Annotated in this window: 5 protein-coding genes and 1 pseudogene; 1 reads left to right on the forward strand and 5 read right to left on the reverse strand. The window is 55.5% G+C overall.

Annotation, left to right across the window (positions count from 1 at the left end; translation table 11 throughout):
- Positions 1-71: 71 nt before the first annotated feature.
- From holA to leuS, 3 genes are read right to left on the reverse strand one after another with little or no spacing between them, the layout of a single operon-like run.
- Positions 72-1,139, reverse strand: coding sequence for a DNA polymerase III subunit delta (gene holA / locus RZA33_RS12865; protein WP_317508119.1), 1,068 nt, complete (start codon positions 1,137-1,139; stop codon positions 72-74).
- Positions 1,136-1,639 (reverse strand): hypothetical protein, encoded by a 504-nt coding sequence (locus tag RZA33_RS12870; RefSeq protein ID WP_317508120.1) that lies wholly within the window; start codon positions 1,637-1,639, stop codon positions 1,136-1,138. The genes holA and RZA33_RS12870 overlap by 4 nt, the downstream gene beginning before the upstream one ends.
- Positions 1,636-4,221, reverse strand: coding sequence for a leucine--tRNA ligase (gene leuS / locus RZA33_RS12875; RefSeq protein WP_317508121.1), 2,586 nt, complete (start codon positions 4,219-4,221; stop codon positions 1,636-1,638). The genes RZA33_RS12870 and leuS overlap by 4 nt, the downstream gene beginning before the upstream one ends.
- Positions 4,222-4,381: 160 nt before the next feature.
- Between leuS and RZA33_RS12880 the strand changes: the two genes are divergently transcribed.
- Positions 4,382-4,903 carry a zinc ribbon-containing protein gene (locus RZA33_RS12880; RefSeq protein ID WP_317508122.1) on the forward strand — a complete coding sequence of 174 codons (522 nt, stop codon included), beginning with the start codon at positions 4,382-4,384 and terminating at the stop codon, positions 4,901-4,903.
- Positions 4,904-4,921: 18 nt separating this feature from the next.
- Here RZA33_RS12880 and RZA33_RS12885 read toward each other — a convergent pair whose 3' ends face one another.
- Entirely contained in the window at positions 4,922-6,235 is a 1,314-nt protein-coding gene (locus RZA33_RS12885; protein ID WP_317508123.1) for a hypothetical protein, read from the reverse strand.
- 709 nt (positions 6,236-6,944) lie between these two features.
- A pseudogene (locus tag RZA33_RS12890) lies at positions 6,945-7,136 on the reverse strand (tyrosine-type recombinase/integrase); the annotation flags it as partial.
- Positions 7,137-7,206: the final 70 nt, after the last annotated feature.

Here is a 7,206-nt window from a genome sequence, read left to right on the forward strand (position 1 = left end):
TAGACTAGTGGGGTGGTGTGGAATGAGTATAGAAACAAATGGTTTGATTTTTAAGCTTAATCTACAAAGTGCTAATTGTTTGCACTAATGCGATAGGTCCAGGCTATTTCGGAAAGTAGCCCACGGCCACCGGCCATGGTCATGGCTAAATCGTGTAGGCCAGGCCATAGCGGCACTGCTGCTGCGCCCTTGACCGCTAAATCAAGACGCTGGGCCATTAATAGCAATTTATGCAGTCGCTTCATGGGCAGGCGCCCAATGGCTTTCTGGTAAGCCGGACGGCGTTTATCAAAAATCATCGGCTTTTGGGTTTTGCAGGCGTGCTCAAAGCTCTGCCCTTGATCCAGGTGCTGATGCAGCGAAAGCAGGGTGCGTAGCTCCCGACTAAGCGCCCAAAGCACAATCGGCGCCTCAACACCTTCACTGCGCAGCCCGTTGACGATGCGTGAGGCACGGCTGGGTTCGCCTTTCAGGCAGGCATCGGCCAAATTAAAAACATCAAAGCGTGTACTGTCTTCAACGCCCTGGGCGATGCTCTCAACGTTTAAGCGCGTGCCTTGGGGGTGAATCAACGCCAGCTTTTGCAGTTCCTGGTCAGCGGCTAGCAGGTTGCCTTCGGTGCGCTCGCCCAGCAGACGGGCAGCATCCAGGTCGATTTGTACGCCGTGCAGCGAGGCACGATCACGCAACCAATAGCCCAGGCGCGAAGCATCCACCGGCCACACCGGTACGAATAGGCCATGCTTATCCAGCGTTTTAAACCAGGCGCTTTTTTGCTGCTTGGCGTCTAGCTTGCCCATGCTGATGAGCAGAACGTCATCGCTATTATCCAGGGTCTCGGCGTATTGCGCCAAGGCTTTACTGCCTTCTTGGCCTAGCTTGTGATTGCCTAAGCGCAGCTCCATCAGTTTGCTAGTGGCAAACAGTGAAAGATTGCTCGACATTTCCATCAAGCGGCCCCACGCAAAATTGGGCTCGACATCCAGTACTTCGCGCTCTTCAACACCCGCCTGACGGGCGGCGGCCCTTACCGCATCACAAGCGTCACGATGCTGTAAGGGTTCATCCCCCGCCACGATGACCACGCGCGGCAGCTTTTTTGCCAACGCAGCGGGTAGCTGATCAGCAAATACCTTCACTGCATGCCCTCAACGTTGGCAAGACGCTCGATGATGCGCTGAGATAGCTGACGCGAAAGCGCCTGTTCAGCTTCCATCATCAGCGTTTCGCGGTTGAGCAGATCATCGTCGCTGACCCGGATACGTGTATTCGTTTCAACCGTCACGTTATTAAGGTGGTAGGCGTTAGTGGCCCGCTCTTGTACTGAAAGGGTCGTGCTCAGCGTTAGCTCGTGTTCGCGGCTTGCCCGGCCATCACCGCCTAGGCGGCGCTCGTTTAAAACGGGCGTACCCAGGGTGACTCGCCACGGTGCATCCGCGACTACCTGAGTATCCAGTTGCTGAAGCCGGGTAGCGACTTGCTGAGCGACGGCGCTGTTGGTATCACCCTCTAGCGAAAGTGTGGGCAGGGTAGGCAGCGATGCCTGACCGCGCAAATGAAAGCCGCAGCCGCTGAGCAGCACCGCCGAAGCGGCGATGCTTGCAGTTAAACTTATGGTAAGAAAGCGACGTCGGTTCATCCGCTCACCACAATGTTGACCAATTTGCCCGGTACCACGATCACTTTGCGCACGGTGTTGCCCTCAAGGTGGCGCTGAACGTTTTCATGCTCCATCGCCATTTTTTCAATAGTCGCTTTATCGGCGCTTGCCGGTACTTCAAGGCGAGCGCGCAGCTTGCCGTTAACCTGCACGACTAACTCAATGCTGTCGCGGGTAAGGGCGGATTCATCCACCACCGGCCAAGTCGCTTCAATAGCGGGGCCTGAATGACCAAGCGCCTCCCAGAGACTATGGCACAGGTGCGGCGTAATCGGCGAGAGCAGCAGCACGCAGGCTTCTAGCGCTTCGCGGCTAACCGCTAGGCCAAGCTCGGAGCTGTCGTCGAACTTACCGATGGCGTTAGAGAGTTCCATCACCGCGGCAATAGCGGTATTGAAAGTGGTGCGGCGGCCAATGTCGTCGCTGGCTTTCTTGATGGTCTCGTGGGTTTTCCGGCGCAGCGCCTTTTGATCGTCGTTAAGTGCATTGACGTCCAGTGTGCCGGGCGTGCCCGCTGCCAAGTGCTCATTTACCTGACGCCATAGGCGCTTCAAGAACCGGTGTGCGCCCTCAACGCCTGAATCTGACCACTCCAGCGACTGCTCGGGCGGGGCGGCGAACATCATAAACAGGCGTACGGTATCGGCACCGAACTTGTCGATCATCGACTGTGGATCAACGCCATTATTTTTCGACTTGGACATCTTCTCGATGCCGCCCATCTCCACCGGATCGCCGTCGCTCATCAAAATAGCGCTCAGCGGGCGGCCTTTCTCGTCGCGCTTCACTTCCACGTCAGCAGGGTTAAACCACTGCTTGCCGCCATTATCAGTAGAGCGGTAGAAGGTTTCTGCAATGACCATGCCCTGTGTTAGCAGCTGCTGGAAGGGCTCGTCGGAATCCACTAGGCCAAAGTCACGCATCAGCTTGTGGAAAAAGCGTGCGTACAACAGGTGCAGAATGGCGTGCTCGATACCGCCAATGTAGAGGTCAACCGGCAGCCAGTAGTTGGCGCGTTCATCCAGCATTGCTTCGGTATTATCCGCACAGCAGAAGCGCGCGTAGTACCAGGACGACTCCATAAACGTATCGAAGGTGTCGGTTTCGCGGGTCCAGCCATCGCCCAAGTCAGAAAAAGCCGGCATCTTTTTCAGCGGCGAGCCCGAGGCATCGACGGTGACTTCCATCGGCAGCGACACCGGCAGTTCGTCATCGGTGAGCGGAACGGTTTGACCTTCCGGGCCGTATTTAACCGGGATCGGCGCGCCCCAGTAGCGCTGGCGGGCAACGCCCCAGTCGCGCAGGCGGTAGTTGGTTTTGACTTCGCCACGGCCAAGCTCAGCAAGCTTCGCGGCAATCGCATCGAACGCTTGTTCAAAGCCTAGGCCATCGAATTCGCCAGAGTTGACCACGGTGCCGTATTCGGCGTAAGCACCCTCGGAAATATCCGCAGGCTGGCCGCTCTCATCGGCAATAACTGGTTTGATCGCAATGCCGTACTTGGTGGCAAACTCCCAGTCGCGCTGGTCGTGGCCGGGGACCGCCATGACGGCACCGGTACCAAACTCCATGAGCACGAAATTAGCCACGTAAACAGGCACTTCATCGCCGGTCAGCGGATGAACCGCTCTATGGCCGGTGAGCATGCCTTTCTTCTCTTTGGTGGCCATCTCGGCTTCGGAGGTGCCGCCCCTGGCGCACTCATCGCAGAAATCGGCCAACTCACTGTTCTGCTCAGCCGCCTGCTTAGCCAGCGGGTGGCCAGCCGCAACCGCCACATAGGTAACGCCGAGCAGCGTATCCGGGCGAGTGGTGTAGACCGCCAGCGGGTCGCAGGCACTGCCATCGTTAGCCTTGATATCAAAGCTCAGTTCAACGCCGCGGGATTTGCCAATCCAGTTGCGCTGCATGGTTTTAACCTGCTCCGGCCACTCGACTTTATCCAGGTCAGCCAGCAGCTCATCGGCGTAGTCGGTAATCTTCAAGAACCACAGCGGAATCTCTTTGCGCTCAACCAGCGCACCAGAGCGCCAGCCGCGGCCTTCGATGACCTGTTCGTTAGCGAGAACGGTTTGATCGACCGGGTCCCAGTTCACCGTGGACATTTTCTTATACACCAAGCCTTTATCGACTAGCTTGGTGAAGAACCACTGCTCCCAGCGGTAGTAGCTGGTATCGCAGGTGGCGAATTCGCGGCTCCAGTCGTAGGCAAAACCCAACGCCTTTAACTGATTGCGCATGTAATCGATGTTTTGGTAGGTCCACTTGGCGGGCGGCACCTGGTTCTGGATGGCGGCATTTTCCGCGGGCATCCCGAAGGCATCCCAGCCCATGGGTTGCATAACATTTTTGCCCTGCATGCGCTGGAAACGCGAGACAACGTCGCCGATAGTATAGTTACGCACGTGGCCCATGTGGAGCTTACCGCTGGGGTAGGGGAACATGGAAAGGCAGTAAAACTTTTCGCGATTTGCGTCTTCTACTGCTTTGAAACACTGATGTTTGTCCCAGTACTGCTGGGCGTCGCGTTCAATTTCACTAGGGCTATAATGTGCGTCCATCGGTATTTTAATGCCTTGGCGTATTCGCCCATGCGGGCGCAAAGTGAATGTTAGATGACATCTGTCAGATAAGTGAGGTCGATTGTATCCTATGCAGGTGTATCCTTGAACGGTAAGCCGATGATAGGAAGCCACATGCGTCGACAAAAGGAGAGGCACCATGAGTGAGCAAGCAAATGACAATCGCCTACGCGAGGGCTATGAACGTTTGTTAGAACGGATGCAGGGGGGCGCCAACGAGCTAACCTGGGATAATTTGCAGAAAGACTTGGACGAAGCAGTTGAGTTCGAATCGGAGTTGGAAGAATTTACCAAAGACGAGCTAGCTCTGCTGCGTGCCTGGGTCGAGCGCGACCTTAAAGACATGCGCTACTACATGGCGGATACTGGCAAGCAGGTGGCTAGCTGGCTGGGCATTGACATTGATCATCTTTCTCGCCGTGTGGCGGAATCGCTACTGTCGATTGCCGACCGCAGCGTGGTCGAACGCGAGCGCTTTGAGGAAGATTTAGAGGCTGCCCGCGCCGACTACTGCGAAGGTGAGATGGCAGCGCCCGGACTAATGGCCTGCACCCACTGCGATGCACAGGTGATGCTGACCACCGTTGCCCGCTTGGAGCCATGCCATCAATGCGGTCATCGCTATTTCTACCGCTTTCCCAGCAAAATTGTTGAGACTTGAGCTCTGACTGATCAATCACTAGCTGATCACTAAACTGATGCCTGCGATCGCACCCAGCGAGAGCAGGCTCATTACCGCCGCGTAGAGCAGATTATTCTTCATCATACGATAGCCGCTCACGCCGTAGCGCCCTTGAAGTGAGAGATTAACCCCGGAAAGCGGGCCCACGCTGGTACCCACCGCCCAAGAGCTTAATGCTACGAACGCGAATAGCGTTTGTTCGCCATTCTGCAGGTTGAGTATCGAGGCTAGCACTGATACGCCAATAATGGGATGTAGACCCGCTAACGCGCTGAGCGTAATGGCGGCAAAGCTAAACATCGCCTGGAGGGTGCCAAAGCGGGTGAACAGCGTCCAATCGCTGCCTGCTGCCGCCGTCACCAGCGTCGAAAGGCCAATGGTCAAAAGCCCTGCGGCTAAAAATAGCGAAACCTCACCACGCATCGCGGGTAGCCGGGCGGTAGTGTGCTGACGAATGCGCCGCAGTGTAAACTGGGGCCCATTGGGTAAGTTGCTCAGTACTGCCACGCCAGGCAGTAGAAAGGTAATAATGCTGACGATGGTAAGACTAGGGGTTAGCAAAAAATGAAACAACATCACCAGCGCCGCCATGCCCACTGGCATAAATAGGCTACGTGGCGCTAGCGAAAAACCCGCCACCTCACTGAGATCAAACCGTCGCCGTAGCTCAAAGGTGGTTAATAGTCCTGACAGCATCGCCATAGGAAAACCCACCAAGGCAATTTGCGCATACTCAACCTCAGGGACTAACGCGATAACCACGCCCATGGCCGCAAAAAACGGCGACCACAGCGCCGCGCTGGTAAGCCCTCGGTTTAGCGCTAGCAGCTGTGGAGTGGTGAGCGGGCCACTGCGAGCCAGCTTATCGCCCACCATGAACACGGTAGAAAGATTTAAAATCGTACCCAGGAAGTGAACCCCCAGCCAGGTACGCAAAATACCGCCAGCTCCGGTCACTTGGCTACCCGTCGCACCCTTGTTGCCTTGTTTACCAATCAGCGAGATAAAGCTAACGCCCACCAGCATGGCCGCCACAAACGTATTGCCCTGCAACATAGCGGCCCAATCTACCTCGGCGTCATACACTAACCGCGCCACTAGCAGCATGCCCGCACCCAGCGCAATGAGTACGCCCGCCTGTATACGCGAACGCTTAGGAATATCCCGCCACAGCAACACAACCGCTGCCCACAGCAAATAGCTCACTGCATTCGCGGTGCCCAACCAGCCGGTAAAACCGATAATCTGTGCGATTAGTCCAAACAGAATCAGCACGCCCGCCAAGCGCTGCCGAGGAGTCGTCTCTTGCATCGAAATCCCTTATTGATCGACTTAGCAGGCTAATCGGATTTGCCAAGGAAGGCCAGCGCTGAACTCAATCTAAAGGCGTTCGGCTTATCTACCATTAGAACTGAACACCGCGCAACTAGCGGCTGACGGGGTGGTAGGAGCCAGACTTGTCGGGCGATGATGAGGTCCCAGAGCTTGAGCGCATGTTTGGGGTAGGGAAAGGCAGTTCACATGACCCGCACTACCCAGCACGCAGCCCGCTATTGGCACTGAGCCCACCCGTAAGAGCCAGACTCGTCGGGCGATGATAAGACCCCAGAGCTTGAACGCATGTTTGGGATAGGGAAAGGCAGTTCACATGACCCGCACTACCCAGCATGCGCGCAGCCCGCTATTGGCACTGAGCCCACCCGTAAGAGCCAGACTCGTCGGGCGATGATGGGGCCACAGACGCTAGCCATGTTCTTGGGGTTAGGGAAAGGACATAGCATAAAAAAACGTTAGCTATAGCTTTGCAATGCCGAAGAAAGCTGAGTAACGTCAACAATATAACGTCTTTTTACGTGAGTGAAAGACGATTAAGATTAGTGAAACGGTGGCGAGCGGAGCGTTTTAACATAGCCCAGATGCACCGGGGCGGTAGCGTGTTTTCGTATAGCTTAACAGGGGGTTAAGCCAAGCAACATAAGCATGTGCCTCCATCAAACTCCTGGTAGTGATTTGACAGCTCCTAAGCTATAGCATCCAGAGAGCTTGTTAAGCCCGCAAAATGTTGGCCGAGCACATGGGTATAAATCTGTGTGGTAGATACATCAGAATGCCTAAGTAACTCTTGAACCGTTCGAATATCCCTACCGTTTCTCAGCAGCTCGGTAGCAAAGCTATGACGAAATGTATGGCAAGAGATCCGTTTATTAGGGCCTGTTGACGTTTTGAGGGATAGCATTGGCAGGATAGGGGCAAACTCGCAGAATACAGGTTCCGACACCAAC

Source organism: Halovibrio sp. HP20-59, from assembly GCF_033052795.2.
Lineage (GTDB): Bacteria > Pseudomonadota > Gammaproteobacteria > Pseudomonadales > Halomonadaceae > Vreelandella.

Coding starts and splice junctions, on each gene's coding strand:
- RZA33_RS12870 (WP_317508120.1), bottom strand. CDS start 1,639: ATGAACCGACGTCGCTTTCTTACCATAAGTTTAACTGCAAGCATCGCC.
- leuS (WP_317508121.1), bottom strand. CDS start 4,221: ATGGACGCACATTATAGCCCTAGTGAAATTGAACGCGACGCCCAGCAG.
- RZA33_RS12880 (WP_317508122.1), top strand. CDS start 4,382: ATGAGTGAGCAAGCAAATGACAATCGCCTACGCGAGGGCTATGAACGT.
- RZA33_RS12885 (WP_317508123.1), bottom strand. CDS start 6,235: ATGCAAGAGACGACTCCTCGGCAGCGCTTGGCGGGCGTGCTGATTCTG.